Annotated in this window: 16 protein-coding genes and 2 riboswitches; of the genes, 5 read left to right on the plus strand and 11 right to left on the minus strand. The window is 65.5% G+C overall.

Features of this window, described 5'->3' with window-relative positions:
• Nucleotides 1-5: 5 nt before the first annotated feature.
• The 5 genes from ACPRTJ_RS23035 to ACPRTJ_RS23055 form a co-directional block, all read right to left on the minus strand.
• The gene (locus ACPRTJ_RS23035; protein WP_043861449.1) at nt 6-620 is read right to left on the minus strand and encodes a response regulator transcription factor; all 615 of its coding nucleotides are present in this window, start codon (nt 618-620) and stop codon (nt 6-8) included.
• A gap of 295 nt (nt 621-915) precedes the next feature.
• On the minus strand, nt 916-1,662 hold the full coding sequence (cobM, locus tag ACPRTJ_RS23040) for a precorrin-4 C(11)-methyltransferase (RefSeq protein WP_043861450.1): 747 nt from the start codon (nt 1,660-1,662) through the stop codon (nt 916-918).
• Nucleotides 1,663-1,689: 27 nt separating this feature from the next.
• Nucleotides 1,690-2,094, minus strand: a complete 405-nt coding sequence (locus ACPRTJ_RS23045) for a cobalamin biosynthesis protein (protein ID WP_054914569.1) — start codon at nt 2,092-2,094, stop codon at nt 1,690-1,692.
• Nucleotides 2,094-2,783 (minus strand): CbtA family protein, encoded by a 690-nt coding sequence (locus tag ACPRTJ_RS23050; protein ID WP_054914568.1) that lies wholly within the window; start codon nt 2,781-2,783, stop codon nt 2,094-2,096. The genes ACPRTJ_RS23045 and ACPRTJ_RS23050 overlap by 1 nt, the downstream gene beginning before the upstream one ends.
• An 11-nt stretch (nt 2,784-2,794) precedes the next feature.
• The gene (locus tag ACPRTJ_RS23055; RefSeq protein WP_043861453.1) at nt 2,795-2,980 is read right to left on the minus strand and encodes a CbtB domain-containing protein; all 186 of its coding nucleotides are present in this window, start codon (nt 2,978-2,980) and stop codon (nt 2,795-2,797) included.
• Between the two features lie 114 nt (nt 2,981-3,094).
• A riboswitch (cobalamin riboswitch) is annotated at nt 3,095-3,323 on the minus strand.
• A gap of 56 nt (nt 3,324-3,379) precedes the next feature.
• Nucleotides 3,380-3,577: riboswitch (cobalamin riboswitch) on the plus strand.
• Between the two features lie 98 nt (nt 3,578-3,675).
• Between ACPRTJ_RS23055 and cobW the strand changes: the two genes are divergently transcribed.
• Genes cobW through ACPRTJ_RS23075 form a run of 4 tightly spaced genes read left to right on the plus strand, consistent with a single transcriptional unit; the run spans nt 3,676 to nt 10,179 of the window.
• The gene (cobW, locus tag ACPRTJ_RS23060; RefSeq protein WP_078480382.1) at nt 3,676-4,746 is read left to right on the plus strand and encodes a cobalamin biosynthesis protein CobW; all 1,071 of its coding nucleotides are present in this window, start codon (nt 3,676-3,678) and stop codon (nt 4,744-4,746) included.
• 3 nt (nt 4,747-4,749) lie between these two features.
• Entirely contained in the window at nt 4,750-8,499 is a 3,750-nt protein-coding gene (gene cobN, locus ACPRTJ_RS23065) for a cobaltochelatase subunit CobN (RefSeq protein WP_426427339.1), read from the plus strand.
• Nucleotides 8,500-8,506: 7 nt separating this feature from the next.
• The gene (locus tag ACPRTJ_RS23070) at nt 8,507-9,514 is read left to right on the plus strand and encodes an ATP-binding protein (RefSeq protein WP_054914566.1); all 1,008 of its coding nucleotides are present in this window, start codon (nt 8,507-8,509) and stop codon (nt 9,512-9,514) included.
• Nucleotides 9,511-10,179: a vWA domain-containing protein gene (locus ACPRTJ_RS23075; RefSeq protein WP_229589463.1), complete on the plus strand. Its 669-nt coding sequence runs from the start codon at nt 9,511-9,513 to the stop codon at nt 10,177-10,179. The genes ACPRTJ_RS23070 and ACPRTJ_RS23075 overlap by 4 nt, the downstream gene beginning before the upstream one ends.
• A gap of 117 nt (nt 10,180-10,296) precedes the next feature.
• Here the strand turns inward: ACPRTJ_RS23075 and ACPRTJ_RS23080 are convergent, their stop codons facing one another.
• Nucleotides 10,297-10,563 carry a hypothetical protein gene (locus ACPRTJ_RS23080; protein ID WP_054914565.1) on the minus strand — a complete coding sequence of 89 codons (267 nt, stop codon included), beginning with the start codon at nt 10,561-10,563 and terminating at the stop codon, nt 10,297-10,299.
• Between the two features lie 323 nt (nt 10,564-10,886).
• Between ACPRTJ_RS23080 and ACPRTJ_RS23085 the strand changes: the two genes are divergently transcribed.
• The gene (locus ACPRTJ_RS23085) at nt 10,887-12,212 is read left to right on the plus strand and encodes a sigma-54 dependent transcriptional regulator (protein WP_043861458.1); all 1,326 of its coding nucleotides are present in this window, start codon (nt 10,887-10,889) and stop codon (nt 12,210-12,212) included.
• An 88-nt stretch (nt 12,213-12,300) separates the two neighbouring features.
• Here ACPRTJ_RS23085 and ACPRTJ_RS23090 read toward each other — a convergent pair whose 3' ends face one another.
• From ACPRTJ_RS23090 to ACPRTJ_RS23110, 5 genes are all read right to left on the minus strand, one after another.
• Entirely contained in the window at nt 12,301-13,587 is a 1,287-nt protein-coding gene (locus ACPRTJ_RS23090; RefSeq protein ID WP_043861459.1) for a hypothetical protein, read from the minus strand.
• 47 nt (nt 13,588-13,634) lie between these two features.
• Nucleotides 13,635-14,375 carry a hypothetical protein gene (locus ACPRTJ_RS23095; RefSeq protein WP_058540148.1) on the minus strand — a complete coding sequence of 247 codons (741 nt, stop codon included), beginning with the start codon at nt 14,373-14,375 and terminating at the stop codon, nt 13,635-13,637.
• Nucleotides 14,376-14,408: 33 nt separating this feature from the next.
• Nucleotides 14,409-15,089 carry a C39 family peptidase gene (locus ACPRTJ_RS23100; RefSeq protein WP_043861461.1) on the minus strand — a complete coding sequence of 227 codons (681 nt, stop codon included), beginning with the start codon at nt 15,087-15,089 and terminating at the stop codon, nt 14,409-14,411.
• Nucleotides 15,090-15,149: 60 nt separating this feature from the next.
• The gene (locus ACPRTJ_RS23105; RefSeq protein WP_043861462.1) at nt 15,150-16,145 is read right to left on the minus strand and encodes a hypothetical protein; all 996 of its coding nucleotides are present in this window, start codon (nt 16,143-16,145) and stop codon (nt 15,150-15,152) included.
• Between the two features lie 65 nt (nt 16,146-16,210).
• Nucleotides 16,211-16,783 (minus strand): adhesin, encoded by a 573-nt coding sequence (locus ACPRTJ_RS23110; protein WP_426427340.1) that lies wholly within the window; start codon nt 16,781-16,783, stop codon nt 16,211-16,213.

Below are 16,783 nucleotides of genomic sequence, written 5' to 3' on the forward strand. Positions count from 1 at the left end.
GCGGCTCAGGTCAGTGCGTTGCGGTTGGCCACATCGATCAACTCAACCAGCGATACCACCCCGAGCTTTTCCATGATGCGGGTCTTGTAGGTGCTGATGGTCTTGGCGCTGAGGATCATCGCCGTAGCGATTTCGCCGTTGCTGGCGCCCTTGGCCAACTGGCGCAGCACCTCGAACTCACGGTTGGACAGCTTGTCCAGGCGCTGGAGTTCCGAGCTTGACCGGTCATTGAAGCGTGACGCATCGGGCAGGTAGGAGTAGCCGTTGAGCACGGCCTTGAGGGCGGCGCTCAGGATATCGAGGTCTTCGTCCTTGCGCACGAATGCCGAGGCACCGGACTCGATGCAACGGCGGGCGAACAGCCGGGGTGGGCGGCCGGTCAGTACCAGGATGCGTGGCGGGTTGGTCAACTGGCTGAGCCGCTCCAGCACGCTCAGGCCATCCAGGCGTGGCAGCCCCAGATCGAGGATCACCACGTCAGGCTGCAGCTTGCGCGCCAGTTCGACGGCACTCGCGCCGTCTCGGGCTTCACCGACGATGTTGTAGCCATCGCGCTCCAGCAGGGTGCGGATGGCGAAGAGGATGGTGGTGTGGTCATCAACGATCAAGACTTTGGGCATCGCGCAACTCCTTGTCAGAGAGGTGATCCAGGCCCCGAACCGTTCGGGGCGACGCCTGCCCAGGCTCTGGCAAGGCGGCCAAGATACGTGGAAACGCTCAGCAGGAGTACGTCCAGTATAGAAGTGAGGAAGAAATCAGTTCGATTAGAGGATTTTTCTTACAAGGCGCTCGAAAGTTCTGTAGCCGATTTCCTATCGCCTGGGCCGGTTATCGCTAGCAGAGGCTGTTGAATTGGCAGGCGCGCCCATGGGAACGCGCCGGGCATCGGGCCGGGAGGGCGGCCGTCAATGGCCGTCAAGGTCGGTACAGGTGCGCATGCCCGGCGCGGTAGAGCGCCGACTCGCTGAAGGTATCGCTGCCTAATACCCGGCCCACCAGGATCAGTGCGGTGCGCCGAAAGCCCTTGGCCTGCACCCGTTGCACGATGTCGTCCAGGCTGCCCAGCACCCAATCCTGATCTGGCCAGGTGGCGCGGTGCACCACGGCGATCGGGCAATCGCTGCCGTAATGCGGACGCAGTTCCTCGACGATTCTGGCCAGGTGCTTGACCCCCAGGTGAATGGCCAGGGTTGCCTGATGGCTGGCGAGGCTCCCCAGCGATTCGCCCGGCGGCATCGGCGAGGTGTCGCCGTAGCGCGTCAGGATCACGCTCTGGGCGATGTCCGGCAGGGTCAGCTCGCATTCGAGCAGCGCGGCACTGGCGGCCACGGCGGTCACGCCGGGGATGATCTGGAACGGGATACCCAGTTCACGCAGGTGGCGGATCTGTTCGCCGATCGCACCGTACAGCCCCGGGTCGCCGCTGTGTACGCGGGCCACATCCTGGCCGTTGGCGTGGGCCGTGCGCATCAGCTCGATGATCTGCCCCAGGTGCAGTTCGGCGCTGTTGATCACGGTTTCGGCGCGGTGGCCTTCGAGCACGGCGGCAGGCACCAGCGAGCCGGCATAGATGATCACCGGGCAGCTGTGGATCAGGCGCTGGCCCTTGACGGTGATCAGCTCGGGGTCGCCCGGGCCGGCACCGATGAAATAGACGGTCATGATGAATCCTTGGAAGATTGCGCGGCATTATCCGTCAAACGGCGGGGCCCAGGCCAATGCCAGGGTGGCGGCGCCTTGCACGGTGCGTGGCAGGCGCAGTGCGGCATTGGCGCCGCCGCGTTGCTCGGCCAGGGCCAGCGCGGCGCTTTCGGCCACCCCATGGCAGCCGCTGAGGGCGAACGCCGTGGGCGAACGGTGGCTCAGGCGGCTTTCGAAGGGGGCCAGTTGCGCGGCCGAAAAGAATACCAGCGGCAACCCCAGTTGCCTGGCCAGTTCATGCAGGCCGGGCTCGTCGGCCTTGAGGTCGATGCTGGCCAGCCCGGCGAGGGCAGAGGCGGGCAGGTGATGGGCGAACAGGGTCTGCTGGAGCAGGGCAGCCAGTTCGCGGGCCGGGCAGCCGCGACGACAGCCCAGCCCGGCATACAGCTGCATCAGGCTGGCTGGCGACGGTACAGCCAGGCACTGAGCAGGCCCAGGGCCAGCCAGAACGCGGCATTGGTCAACAGCGACGCCACTTTGAACTGCGCCTCCAGTGCTTGCGGCGCCAGGCTCTCGTGCACCTCCGGCTGCGGCGCACCGATCACGTGCGGAACAACCAGCAATGCCACACCCAGCGCCTTGAGCAGCCAGTTGTGGGCAAACACGATCAGGGCCAGGCCGGCAGCGGTGGCAGCCGCGGCGCCCACCCACCACAGTTGACGCTGCGCCAGGTCGGCGGCGGCGGTGCCCGGCAGCTCTGGCGGCAGCCCGAGGGTGGGCGCCAGGCAGAATACCGCGAACCCGGCAAGCCCCCAGGCTGCACCGGTGGCGGTACGGCCCGGCGCACGCAGGGTGTACAGCGCAGCCAGGATCAGGGCAAAGCCGACGGCCACCACCAGGTTGCCACCGGTGGTCGACAGCACGCGCTGCCAGCCGTCTTCAGGCGACCAGGCCTCGGCATCGTGGTGGTGGCCTTCACCCGCGGCGTCGGCATGTTCATGGGTTTGGGCGGCTGGTGCCGGGTTCTCGTAGGTTTCGGCCTGCAGAATCAGCGGTGCGACCCAGAAGCTTTGCAGCAGGGTCAGCAGCAGGGCGGCGAGCAGGCCGGTAAAGCCTGCGGTGCGGGCAATGCGCTTGATCATCGGGGCAGGTCTCAGTGGCAAGGGAACGCGGCGCTGTGGCGGGTATCGTGGGCAGCGTTGTGCACCGCCTCGATGTGCGAGAAGCCGGCGAAGTAGACCAGGCAAAGGCCCAGCAGCGATGCGCCGATGGCGACGGCCAGGCGCTGGCTGAGGGTAGTGGGGGTGACGAGGGGCTGGCTGGCGGTACTGATGGGCATGGCGCGTTCCTTTTTGCTGTTGTCGTGTCGTCGGGGCTGTCGGCAACAGGCAAGCGCGGCCAACCCCTGCGCGAGGCTCGCCCAGGGGTTCAACAGCGCCCGCCCACCGCGGGTTTGTCATGACTGTATCGGGCCGGTCTCCGGGCTTGCGAGGGCTGGCAGCATGCTCAGCCTGAGGGCGTCACCTTCCCATGCCGCACAGCTGGCACAGTGGTAAAGACGCTTTCCTCGCTTACCGTTGCGGGGGCAGCACCGGATTTGTCGCTGCTTCTTTGCAGAAGCGGCTGACGCACCGGTTTCCCGTTTCACCTTGTAAAAAGGCACCCGAACGAATGCGGCTAGCAAATCATGCGCGCCGGCATCCGTCAATACAGCGGTTGACCTGCCCCGGACCACTGCGTAGCCTAGCCGCTTCGAGGTTCTGCGGCCCTGGCTGCAGCTAAGACGGGAATACGGTTCAAGCCGTGGCTGCCCCCGCAACTGTAAGCGTTAACGGCATCGGCCGTGCCACTGCCCCGGGCGGGAAGGCGTCGATGCTGCCGGCAGGCGTGCCGGCACAGCGCGAGCCAGGAGACCTGCCTCGAACAGTTTCCGACTTTCAACCGGGCGGGGTGATCCGGTGGCGAATGCGCTCAGGCAGCAAGGCTCCTGCGGCTCTCGTCCTGCATGCCCGCCATCCTGCCAAGGGCACCCCCATGAAAACACTGGCCAAACTCCCCGTCACCATCGTTACCGGCTTCCTCGGCTCGGGCAAGACCACCCTGCTGCGGCACATGCTCGACAACGCCCAGGGCCGCCGCATCGCGGTGATCGTCAACGAGTTCGGCGAGCTGGGCATCGATGGCGAGATCCTCAAGCAGTGCAGCATCGGCTGCACCGAGGAAGAAGCCAGCGGGCGCGTCTACGAGCTGGCCAACGGCTGCCTGTGCTGCACCGTTCAGGAAGAGTTCTTCCCGGTGATGCGCGAGCTGGTGGCGCGCCGTGGCGACCTGGACCATATCCTCATCGAAACCAGCGGCCTGGCGCTGCCCAAGCCGCTGGTGCAAGCCTTCCAGTGGCCGGAAATCCGCAACGCCTGCACGGTCGATGCGGTGATCACCGTGGTCGACAGCCCGGCCGTGGCCGCCGGCACCTTCGCTGCCTACCCCGACCAGGTGGACGCCCAGCGCAAGCTCGACCCGAACCTGGACCACGAGTCCCCACTGCACGAACTGTTTGCCGACCAGCTGGCCAGCGCCGACCTGGTGGTGCTGAACAAGGCTGACCTGATCGCTGCCGACGACCTGGCCAGGGTGCGCGCCGAGGTGGCCGAGGAACTGCCGCCTGCGGTCAAGGTGGTGGAGGCCAGCAGCGGCCGCCTGCCGTTGGACGTATTGCTGGGTCTGGGCGCCGAATCCGAGCAGCACATCGACGCGCGCCGTACCCACCACGATTCGCACCATGACGGCGATGACGACCACGACGATCACGACCATGATGCTTTCGACTCCATCTCCATCGAGTTGCCCCAGGCCGACGAAAGCCTGCTGCTCGATGCCCTGACCCAACTGGTGGTGCAGCACGGCATCCTGCGCGTGAAGGGCTTCGCGGCCATTCCGGGCAAGCCGATGCGTCTGCTGGTGCAGGGCGTGGGTACGCGCTTCGACAAGCACTTCGACCGCGCCTGGCGCAGCGACGAGCCACGTACCACGCGCCTGGTGCTGATCGGCCAGGACCTTGACGCCGTGCACCTCGAAGCCAGCCTGCGCGCCGCACTGGGCGCCTGACCCATGCACCTGCTGCGGACCCAGCCCGGCGGCTTTGTGCCGGACGACAGCATCGCCGACCTCGGCCAGACCCCCGCCGACCTGGTGATTCTCTGCAGCGGTGATTCGCACCTGGCACTGCTGGCCGAAACCGCCCAGCAGTTGCCGGACGACTACCCCAGCCTGCGCCTGGCCAACCCGATGCAGGTGCAGAACCATGCTTCGGTCGACCTGTATGTGGACGAAGTGCTGCGCCATGCCAAGGTCATCCTGGTGTCGCTGCACGGCGGCATCGGTTACTGGCGCTATGGCGTGGAGCAACTGGTGGCGCTGGCGGGGCGGGGCGTGCAACTGATCCTGGTGCCGGGCGACGACCGCCCGGACCCTGAGCTGACCAGCCTGAGCACGGTGCCCGCTGCCCAGGCCGAACGGTTGTGGCACTACCTGCGCCAGGGCGGCAAGGCCAATGCGCTGAACCTGTTCCAGTGCCTAGCCAGCCAATGGCTGGGCCGCGACTACCGCTGGGACGAGCCGCAGCAGTTGCCGCGCACCAGTGTCTATCACCCGCAACACCCCCAGGCGAGCGTGGACAGCTGGCGTGCCCTGTGGCAGACCGGCCAGCCCGTGACGCCGATCATCTTCTACCGCTCGCACCTGCAGGCCGCCAACACGGGGTTCATCGATGCGTTTTGCGAGCGTCTGCAAGGCGCGGGGCTCAACCCGCTGCCGATTGCCGTGGCCAGCCTCAAGGAGGCAGCCTGCCTGGACCAGGTCGAGCAATGGCTGGACCAGGTCGACGCGGCCCTGATCATCAACACCACAGGCTTTGCCCAGTCCAGCCCGCAGCAGCCGCATTTGCGCCCGTTCCGGCGCGACATCCCGGTGCTGCAGGCCATCTGCGCACAGGACAACCAGCCGGCCTGGGAGGCCAGCGAACAGGGCCTGGGGGCCCGCGACCTGGCCATGCACATTGCCCTGCCGGAACTGGACGGGCGCATCATCAGCCGACCGATCAGCTTCAAGGACCTGGCCTGGCGCAGCGAACGCAGCCAGTCGGACGTGGTGTGCTACAAGCCGCACCTGGAACGCATGGATTTTGTTGCGGAACTGGCCCGGCGCTGGTGCGAGCTGGCGCGCCTGGGCAACCCGCAAAAACGCGTGGCGCTGATTCTGGCCAACTACCCGACCCGCGACGGGCGCATCGGCAACGGTGTGGGGCTGGACACCCCGGCGGCGGCGCTCAACATCCTGCGCGCCATGCAGGCCCAGGGCTACCCGGTGGGGCCGTTGCCAGACAGTGGCACGGCGCTGATCCAGGCCCTGCTCGGCGGGGTCAGCAACGACCTCGACACGCTCGACCAGCGCCCCTGTGCGCAGAGCATGGCGCTGGACGATTACCGCGCCGCCTTCGCCCTGTTGCCTCAGGCCAACCAGCAGGCGGTGCGCGAGCGCTGGGGCGAGCCGGAGCAGGACCCGATGTTTCGCAGCGGGCGCATGATGGTCGCCGGCCTGCGCCTTGGCCTGACCTTCGTCGGTATCCAGCCGGCGCGCGGTTATCAGGTCGACCCCAGTGCGGTGTACCACGACCCCGACCTGGTGCCGCCGCATGGCTACCTGGCGTTCTACTTCTGGCTGCGCCACGCCTATGCCGCCGATGCGCTGATCCACGTGGGCAAGCACGGCAACCTGGAGTGGCTGCCGGGCAAGGGCGTCGGCCTGTCGGCCGGGTGCTGGCCGGACGCGTTGCTGGGGCCGCTGCCGAACATCTACCCGTTCATCGTCAACGACCCGGGCGAGGGCGCCCAGGCCAAGCGCCGCACCCAGGCGGTGATCATCGACCACCTGATGCCGCCGTTGACCCGCGCCGAAACCTACGGGCCGTTGCGCGACCTGGAACTGCTGGCCGACGAGTACTACGAGGCGCAACTGCTGGACCCGCGCCGGGCCCGTGAACTGCAGCGCGACATCCTCAACCTGGTGCGCGACAACCACATCGACCGCGAGCTGCAGCTGGAAGGCGCGCTGGACGATGCGGCGGTGTGGCTGCCGCGCCTGGACACCTACCTGTGCGACCTCAAGGAGTCGCAGATTCGCGACGGCCTGCATGTGTTCGGCCAATCGCCGGACGGTCGCCTGCGGATCGACACGCTGCTGGCCCTGCTGCGGGTGGAACGTGGTGATGGGCGCGGCCCCAATGCCAGCCTGCTGCGCGCCCTGGCCCGCGGCCTGGGGCTGGGCTTCGACCCGCTGGACTGCGACCTGGGCCTTGCCTGGGAAGGGCCACGGCCGCCCAGCCTGGCACAGGTGAGCAGCGAGGCCTGGCGGACCAACGGCGACACCCGCGAGCGGCTTGAACTGTATGCCGCCCGCCTGATCGAGCAGACCCTCGACGGGGCGCCGGCCAGCCACCAGCACAGCGCCGACGTCGAGGCCGTGCTGCAGGCGCTGCGGGCCCAGGTGGCGCCGCAGCTGGATGCCTGCGGCCCGGCCGAAATGCAGGGCCTGCTGGCGGCGCTGGACGGGCGTTTCGTGCCGGCGGGGCCGAGCGGGGCGCCCAGCCGCGGGCGCCTGGACGTGCTGCCCACCGGCCGCAACTTCTACACCGTGGACGTGCGCCACCTGCCCACCGCCACGGCATGGCGCATCGGTTTCGCCTCGGCCAACCTGATTCTGGAACGCCACCTGCAGGACCACGGCGACCACCTGCGCCAGCTCGGCCTGTCGGTATGGGGCACGGCCACCATGCGCACCGGCGGCGACGACATCGCCCAGGCCATGGCCCTGCTCGGCGTACGCCCGGTATGGGCCAGCGGCAGCCAGCGGGTGGACGACTTCGAGATCCTGCCGGTGAGCCTGCTGGATCGCCCCCGGGTAGACGTGACCCTGCGCGTTTCGGGGTTCTTCCGCGATGCGTTCGGCAACCTGATCAAGCTGTTCGACGCGGCGGTGCAGGCCGTGGCGGCACTGGATGAGCCGGATGACCTCAACCCCCTGGCGGCCAAGGTGCGCAGCGAGCGTGCCGAACTGCTGGCCGCTGGCCTGAGCCCCGAGCAGGCCGAGCGCCAGGCGGGCTGGCGGGTGTTCGGCTCCAAGCCCGGTGCCTACGGCGCCGGGGTGCAGAACGCCATTGACGGCCGTCTGTGGCACAGCCGTGAAGACCTTGCCGAGGTCTACATCAACCATGGCGCGTATGCCTATGGCGCCTCGGACGACGGCACCGCCGCGCGCGAACCCTTTGCCCGGCGCCTGAGCCAGGTGCAGGCGGTGCTGCAGAACCAGGACAACCATGAGCACGACCTGCTCGATTCCAATGACTACTACCAGTTCCAGGGCGGCATGCTCGCGGCGGCAGAAAGCCTGGCCGGCGCCGGCGTTGCCAGTTACCACGGCGATCACAGCCAGCCGGATCGCCCGCGCATTCGCACCCTCAAGGAAGAACTGAACCGGGTGATCCGTGCGCGCGCGCTCAACCCCAAGTGGATCGACGGGGTCAAGCGCCATGGCTACAAGGGCGCGTTCGAGATGGCCGCGACGGTCGACAACCTGTTCGCCTTCGATGCCACCACGCACCTGATCGACGATCATCATTACCAGTCGCTGGCCGAGGCCTATGTGCTCGATGCCGCGACCCGCGAGTTTATCCGCCAGCACAACCCCGAGGCCCTGCGCGACATCACCGAACGTTTGCTGGAGGCCCAGCAGCGCGGGCTGTGGCAGGCTCCGGGCGAGTATCGACAGGCCCTGGAAGAGCAACTGCTGGACGCAGAGGAATAAGCCAGACATGAGCGAACCCGTACATTTTCCGCTGGCCGCCGTGGTCGGCGCCCACGACCTGAAGCTGGCGCTGTGCCTGACGGCCATCGACCCCAGGATCGGCGGCGTGCTGATCGAAGGCCCGCGCGGCATGGCCAAGAGCACCCTGGCCCGGGGCCTGGCCGACCTGCTGGGCGAGGGGCCCTTCGTGACCTTGCCGCTGGGCGCCACCGAGGAGCGCCTGGTCGGCACCCTGGACCTGGATGCTGCGCTGGGGCAGGGCCGCGCCCAGTTCTCGCCGGGTGTGCTGGCCAAGGCTGATGGCGGCGTGCTGTACGTCGACGAGGTCAACCTGCTGCCCGATCACCTGGTCGACCTGCTGCTGGATGTGGCTGCCAGCGGCACCAACCGGGTAGAGCGCGATGGCATTTCCCATCGGCACAGTGCGCGCTTCGTGCTGATCGGCACCATGAACCCGGAGGAGGGCGAACTGCGTCCGCAGTTGCTCGACCGTTTCGGCCTGAATGTGGCCCTGCAGGGCCAGCCGCTGCCCGAGGCGCGAGGCCAGATCATCCGCCGCCGGCTGGACTTCGACAGCGACCCGCAGGCGTTCTGCGCGCAGTGGGCCGATGCCCAGGCCGAGCTGCGCCAGCGCTGCCAGCAGGCACGCGAGCGCCTGGAACAGATTGCCCTGGATGACCAGGCCCTGACGCAGATCACCCAGCGCTGCTTCGAGGCCGGGGTCGACGGCCTGCGCGCCGACCTGGTCTGGTTGCGTGCCGCCCGTGCCCATGCGGCCTGGCGCAGTGCACCGGGCATCGAGGCCGAGGATATCGAGGCGGTGGCAGAGTTTGCCTTGCGCCATCGGCGCCATGACCGGCCCGCCGAGCAACCGCCTCGCCCCGACGCTCAGCCCCAGGGGCAATCGAGCCCGTCGAGCGAGCCCCAGGGCAGTGGCCAGTGGGGTGAGCTGCCAGGCCAGCCGGTGGCTGTGGGCGCTCGGCGCGAGGTACCGCGCTGGCCAAAAAAGCCTTGAGCATCCGCCCGCGCTCGCACCCGGCGGCGGATGCCAGGCCCCGTGCAGGCAAGCTCGACCGGGGCCCGCGCGGGCGTGCCCGGGCAGCCGGGCAGGGCAGCGTGGCCTGGCCTGCCACCCTGCTCAAGGGCCGCCCGCGCCAGCGCGACGAGCTGTGCTGGGCGCAGCGCACCGCCGCGCCGACGCAGCTCTGGCTGGTGATTGTGGATGCGTCGGCGTCTACCCGGCGTTACCAGGCACTGAGCAAGGCCAAGGGTTTGCTGGCCGAACTGTTCGACCAGGCGTACCGGGCCCGCGCCAGGCTCGCCCTGCTCACGGCCAGCGGCCGCGAACCGCGCTGGCAGCGCCACGGCCTGAAGGCCTCTGCTGCGCTGCAGCCCTGGCTGGCGGAGCTCGGCGCCGGCGGAGGCACGCCACTGCTCGAGGCACTGCAGCAGGCCCGGCAATGGCTGACCCAACGCCAGCGGCGCTACCCCAATGAGGTGCAGCACTGCCTGATCCTAACCGATGGCCGGCTCAAGGCCTGGCCGGCGCTGGAGGCACTGCCGTGCAGCAGCCTGCTGGTGGACATGGAAAGCGCACCGGTTCGCCTGGGCCGCGCCAGGCAAATGGCGCTGGAACTGGGTGCGCAATACCAACACCTGGAACAGTTCAACTTGCGTTGAAACAAGTACTTGGGCCGTAAACTGCGGCCAACTGCCGCAGCCGCCGGCGCACACTTCACAAACAAAAAAAGTGCACCCGGTGGGTGCACTTTTGCATGAACGGGGCAGGCCGGAAAGTTACTTCGGCATGCTCCACGGCTGCAAGTCATAACCTTTCTGGCTCAACTCGGCGCGCACTTCCTCGATCAGGTGTGCCAATTGCTGCGGGTCGGAATAGGTGCTGCTTGGAACTTGCTTGCTGCCGATACGGGTGCTGGTCCGGTCGATTACCGCCAGGCTGAGTTCGCCAGTGCCGTTAGGCACATCCCAGGCGACGCACTGGAAAGGTTCGAAGGCGTGGTCGGCAATCAGCAGTGCTTCGTTGACACGGAGCGGGGCGTTCATGGGTTCGGTCTCTCTGTGGTCCCAAACATTGAAAAAGTTGCGGCAAGGTGTGTTCCCTGCGGCAGGTTACTTGTACTGATGCACGCAGTAGTGGGTCAGGTCACACTGCAAGTAATGTTTTTTTAATCGGTGCTGACAATCTGCATTCATTGGCAACATCTGGGACGTTGAATTAACAGGAAAATTCTACCGAGCCGAAAGCAAGGCCGTATTTGCAGACGGACGGTAGTGGGCATTCTGACGTTGGTTGCTACTGTTACAGACGGGCCATACAACATGCTGTTTCTACTAACATTTCCAATAATTGGCGCCAAGGAAAGGTCATGCTGGAACCGGTACCGAACCGCCGCTTGCTGATCGTTGACCCTTGTGACGATTGCCACCGCTTGTTGCCAGGCCTGCGCAGCGTAGGTTGGGACGTGCGCACCTGCACCCTTGCCACTGCCCTGGAGCACCCTTGCGATGTGGGGCTGCTGCGCCTGCACGCCAGCCACCTGCAGCACCCCGATGCGGTCAAGGACCTGATCAGCCGCAGCGGCACCGAGTGGATCGCGGTGCTCAGCGCCGAGGAGCTGCGCGCGCAGAACGTGGGTGATTTTGTGTGCGAGTGGTTTTTTGACTTCCATACGTTGCCATTCGATGTCTCCCGCGTGCAGGTGACCCTGGGTCGCGCTTTCGGCATGGCACGCCTGCGCGGCAAGGGCAACCTGCATGTGGATGAGCCCGAGCACGAACTGCTGGGTGACAGCCGCCCGATCCGCGAACTGCGCAAGTTGCTGAGCAAGCTGGCGCCCACCGAGTCACCGGTGCTGATTCGAGGCGAGAGTGGTACCGGCAAGGAACTGGTGGCGCGCACCCTGCACCGGCAGTCGCAGCGCCACGACAAACCGTTCGTGGCGATCAACTGCGGGGCGATTCCCGAACACCTGATCCAGTCCGAGCTGTTCGGCCACGAAAAGGGCGCCTTCACCGGCGCGCACCAGCGCAAGGTCGGGCGCATCGAGGCTGCCAACGGCGGCACGCTGTTTCTCGACGAGATCGGCGACCTGCCGCTGGAACTGCAGGCCAACCTGCTGCGTTTTCTGCAGGAAAAGCATATCGAACGGGTGGGCGGCAGCCAGCCGATTGCGGTGGACGTGCGCGTGCTGGCTGCGACCCATGTCGACCTGGAGAGCGCGATCACCAGCGGGCGTTTTCGCGAAGACCTGTATTACCGGCTCAACGTGCTGCAGGTGGTGACGGCACCGCTGCGTGACCGGCATGGCGACCTGTCGATGCTGGCCAGCCACTTTTCGCGTTTCTACAGCCAGGAGACCGGCCGGCGCCCGCGCACCTTCAGCGAAGACGCGCTGATGGCGATGGGCAAGCATGATTGGCCGGGTAATGTGCGCGAACTGGCCAACCGCGTGCGTCGCGGCCTGGTGCTGGCCGAAGGGCGGCAGATCGAGGCCCAGGACCTCGGGTTGCAGGGCGCGCAGGTCGAGATGACGCCGATGGGTACCCTGGAAGACTACAAGCACCGCGCCGAGCGCCAGGCGCTGTGTGACGTGCTCAATCGTCACAGTGACAACCTCAGCATTGCGGCCAAGGTGCTTGGGGTGTCGCGGCCTACGTTCTACCGGTTGCTGCACAAGCATCAGATTCGCTGAAGATCCCACGCTACGTCCATTCGCCAGCAAGGCTGGCTCCTACCCGAAGGTAGGAGCCAGCCTTGCTGGCGAATGGCGTCGGCGCAGATCAGAAGTAGTAAGGGAATTTGAGGCTGAAGGTGAAGTCCGGCGCATCGTCGGTCAGGCCGATCGACAGGTTGGGCACTATGGTCAGGTTGTCGGTGGCGGCCAGGGTCATGCCCACGTTGAAATAGGCGGCGTTGGCATCACTGCTGGGCACCGAGGTCCAGCTGTCGCCGGTTTCGGCCGACTTGATCTTGGATTTGCGCGCGATCAGGTCGGACACCGAGAACGACATGCTCATCTTCTCGTTCAGCGCAAAGGCGATACCGGCGCCGATCTGGAAGCTGTCGCCCAGCTTGACCTTGCCCGGCACCTTGACCCCGGACGTGGAGCTGACGTCACTGAACGACTCTTCCAGGGTATGGGTATAGGACAGGCTGCCGAACAGTACTGCCGGGTCGAACGTCTTGACCAGCGAGATGCCCGGGCTGATGGACCATACGCCGTTGCCGGTGGGCAGGTCTTCGGGGTAGGCGAGGCTGTCGTTGTTCGGATCCTGGATCAGCTTGATACCGAACGGGTCCTTGCCGGTGGGCGCCTTGACCCGCAGGGTGAGCACCGCATCGGGGCTGTTTTCCGATTCGTCGAGGAACTTGTAGGCCACCCCGAAGTTGACATCCCCCAGGGTCGGGTCGCGGGTGACGGTCTGTTCGGTCACGCCCTGGGCGTTGTTGCCGGCGCCCCCGGACTGGTAGGTGGACTCGCGGTAGACGATGGGGGCGTTGATATCGAACTGCCAACGCTGGTCGAGGTTGTAGCGGGCAGTCAGGTCCAGGGTCCAGTTGTCGGCCTTGATGCGGTCCAGGTTGATGTTGCCCAGGAAAATCGAGTCCAGCGCGAGGAAACCGTTGAGGATCAGTTGGCGGGTGTCGTAGCGGGCGTAGGTGATGCCGGTCTCGACGCTGAACTTGCCGCCACCGAAGAAGCCGCTGGCTTCGTCGTACAGGTTGGACACGCTCTGTGCAGGTTCCGAATCGCCCTTGAGCGCTTCGCCGTAGGAACTGCCGGTGCCGGGGGCCGCCCCGGATGCGGTAGCCACCTGGCCTGACCGGGTGGGGGCCGCTGGCGAGCGGGTCAGGCGCTGAGGAGGTGCCGCGGGTTGATCTTCAACCTGACGGACCCGCTGCTCGAGCACCATCAGTGCCTGCTGCTGGGATTCATAACGTTGCTTGAGTGCCTGCAACTCCTGTTTCAGGGCCTCAACTTGCGGATCTGGCGCCGCTTGCAGCAGCGCTGAAGACGCCAGAGTGCTCACACAGACCACTGCCTTCAACGAAAACGATCGATGCATGGGTTAGCCGTCCCTTCCAACTGCGGTGAATTGAGACAGAGCGTAGATCAATATCCGGAAATACGAAGGCCCTTTAGTTGATCCAGGTTGCAGTTCAAGGCCCCGGCAGTAGGCAGGTTGTTGCGCAGTACCACATTGAGCTGGGTGATGTTGTTGACGGCGTTGTTGCCGCCCAGGAGCGTGGTGGCCTGCAGCAGCCCGCCCTGGGCCAGGCGCTGCACCGTATTGCCCTGGTTGTTGTTGGCCTGGATACCCAGCTGGATGCCCTTGCCGGTGGAGGAAACGCTCAGCGTGCCGGCGCCATTGCTGCCGGTGATGGTCTGCCCGCTACCCAGCAACTGACCCTGTGGCTGGCCCGCCGCCGGGGCACTGTTGGCTTCCTTCACGTTGATCGAGACGTTGTTGTAGGCCGTGTTGTAGTCGCCCGCTGCGCGTACCGACTGGGTAACGCCCTGGGTCGTGCCAAGGCCGGCCCCGCCGGTGACGGTACCGTTGCCCTGGGTTACCGGGGCGCCGTTGCCGTCGCGCGTGTCGAGCGAGACATAGAACTGCGGCTTGAACGAGGACTGCTGCACTTGCATGCTGGCGGTGGCGCCGATGCTGTCGCCGCGGGCGTTCTGCCAGGTGCTGCTCATCACCACGCCAAAGCTGATGATGCGCCCTGGCATCACATAGCGTCCGCGCAGCTCGGACAGTTCCTGGTCCTTGATCTCGATGGGCTTGAACTGCGCATGGGCAGGCAAGCTGGCGGCCAGGCAGGCGGCAACCAGCCAGGTTGAAGTCTTCATCGGGTGCTCCCCGGAGCTTCATGCCCCTTCTGATTAGAAGAAATCACTTTGTATGAAACCAAAATCCATCAACTGCGCATCGTCTACCGGGCTGAACCCGTTGATCTTGTTTTTTGCAGTCAAGGGTTGTGGCGGGTCGAGCAATGCGTTGGCCTTGTCATAGCCAGGGCCGATGACGGCAAAGATGATGCCGTTCCAGCCTTTGACGAAATCATCGAACTTGTAGCGTTTGTGGCCCAGAACCGGGTCACCGATGTACACCCAGTCCTTTTCGGTGCGTTGCAGCACCACGAAGTGCTTGTAGCCGCGAATGTCCATCAGCACCACCACTGGAATGGTGACGCTTTGCAGGCTCTCGGGCGGGATCCGATAGCCCCGGGCACGCATGCCGATGCTTTCCACGTATTTCTTCATGTCCAGCATGGAGAAGCCCTGGGTCTTGACCACTTGCTGGTCGGCGTGGGCGAGCATGCCGTCGATGATGTGTTCTTCGTCGACGTCCAGCCAGTAGGCCTGCTTGAGGACGGTGGCCAGGGCGGCGGCGCCGCAACTGAAATCGGTTTTCTGTTGTACAAGGTCGGCGAAGCGTCGTTCGCGAATGCTCTGGATGGGCTTGTAAATGACATTGCCGCCCGGCAGGGCAGCGATGGGCATCTGTGCGGCCTCGGCCAGGCTGGCCAGAAACAGCAATGCGGCAAGCAGGGCAATGCGCATGGTCTTCGCACCGTGTAGATGGCAGGAAAGGGGCCCCTGGGGGCCCCGTCCTTTTTCAGCTTACAGGCAGGCGCGGCAGCCTGCTGCGATGGACAGCGAGTTGCTTTGCTGGTTGCCCGAGCCGGCCGACACGTTGGCGCCCACGTTGCCCGACACGCCATTGAGCGAGTTGCTCATGTTGGCGTTGTTGACCACAGGGTTGGCCCAGCCGGTAGGTTTGAGCACCTGGTAGGTGTAGACGCCACCGAGTACGAAGCTGCCTTCTTCGGTGAAGGTAAGCTTGTCTTTCTGTGGTTTGTTGCCGCCACGATCATCCCAGCCACCGTTGTGCCCGGGTTTGTCGTCTTTGCGTTCCACGTAGCCGTGGCCTTCGCCTTCGTACTGGCCATAGGCGGCAAAGGCGCCACCGAGGGTTTCCTTGGTGTAGGTACGGTCGGCCTTGTTGTTGACGCTCAGGCCGGAGGTGGACTGGTTGGCGGCTGCGCTGGCCACGGCCACACGGCCGCCGGACACGGCGATTGCCAGGTTGTTTTTCTGTTGGTTGAAGTCGCCGGCGGTCACGTTGACACCGATGTTGCCGGAGCTGTTGTTCGCCGAATTGGTGAGATTGGCGTTGTTCTGGGTAGAGAAGTTGTTGACGATGTTGCTGGTGTTGGTCTGGGTGGCGCTGGAAACAGCAACCGCACTGCCGAAGATGAAGCGTTCGTCGGCAGTGGCGATGGCGGCAACGTTGTCTTGCTGGTTGCCGTCACCGGCTGCCACGTTGGCGCCCAGGTTGCCTTGAGAGCCGTTTGCCGAGTTGTCCATGGTGCCGTTGTTGCGGGTGTTCTCGTTGAGCACACCGTTACCACCATTGCCCTGGGTATCGATCACGGTGGCGCCAGCGCCGGCGTTTACCAGCAGGGCGAGCAGCGCGCTGGAATTGTTGTTGCCGCCGTTATTGCCGCCATTGTGTCCGCCGTTGTGACCACCGTTGTTTCCGCCCGCTTGTGCAGCAACTGCCATGACCGCTGCGAGTGCGAATACCAGAGGCTTGAGTGCCATTGTGGGTTTCATGGTGTTTCTCCGCATTGTTTTTAGTTGTTAAGTGTTGTGTTGTGCTGCGTTGTGAACTGCTCGGGTCAATCTGCAACCCGTACGCTCAGGGTGTTGGCCATTCGGTTCCCGACCCCGGCGCTCTGGTTCAACTGGATCACCCCACGGCTGCCGGTGAAGGCCTGATCGCTGGTAGCGACCTGGCGACTGCCGGGGGTTTGACCTGTCGAGCCTGAGCCGTTTGACAGCGCCACGTTCTGCTGGTCGAGGACGCTGTCGTCGATGCTCTGCGCGTTGGCACTGATGCTTACCCGCACGGCATTGACTTGTTGTGTGTTGGCACCGGCCGACTGGTTGATCCCAATCATCCCGTTACCGTTGGTGAAGGCGTTGCCACCGATGCTGGCGCGGGCATTGATCGCGCTGCTGGCAGGGGTGTCGATGCGCTGGCGCACCTGGGTGGTGGCGGTGGCATCGGGGTTGATGGCGATGGCGCGACTGTTGTTCTGTTGCTGCTGGTCGCCAGCCGCCTGGTTGATGGTCACGTTGCCCTTGTAGCCCTGGCCGCTGGCGTTGATGGTGGCGTTGTCATTGACCGGTTGGCCGGCCAGGGCCGACGCGCTGCAGGCCAGCGCCAGAAACAGCAGTGAGTGGTTCAT

It is taken from the genome of Pseudomonas palmensis (genome assembly GCF_049942755.1).
GTDB classification, from domain to species: domain Bacteria; phylum Pseudomonadota; class Gammaproteobacteria; order Pseudomonadales; family Pseudomonadaceae; genus Aquipseudomonas; species Aquipseudomonas palmensis.